The sequence below is a fragment of the Pseudoalteromonas sp. SG44-8 genome, from assembly GCF_014164125.1.
Classification (GTDB): domain Bacteria; phylum Pseudomonadota; class Gammaproteobacteria; order Enterobacterales; family Alteromonadaceae; genus Pseudoalteromonas; species Pseudoalteromonas rhizosphaerae.
The window spans coordinates 1-251 of sequence record NZ_JACJEQ010000103.1 but is presented as its reverse complement, the minus strand read 5'-3'; the positions used below and the strand labels follow the sequence as shown (position 1 = coordinate 251).

The 251-nt window shown below is 50.6% G+C and carries 1 rRNA gene; it reads right to left on the bottom strand.

Annotated features, from left to right (window positions below):
• Positions 1-251, bottom strand: a 16S ribosomal RNA gene (locus tag H5163_RS21145); the annotation flags it as partial.

Here is a 251-nt window from a genome sequence, read left to right as displayed (position 1 = left end):
CAGCATTACCTGCTAGCAACTAAGGATAGGGGTTGCGCTCGTTGCGGGACTTAACCCAACATCTCACAACACGAGCTGACGACAGCCATGCAGCACCTGTATCAGAGTTCCCGAAGGCACCAAACTATCTCTAGTAAGTTCTCTGTATGTCAAGTGTAGGTAAGGTTCTTCGCGTTGCATCGAATTAAACCACATGCTCCACCGCTTGTGCGGGCCCCCGTCAATTCATTTGAGTTTTAACCTTGCGGCCG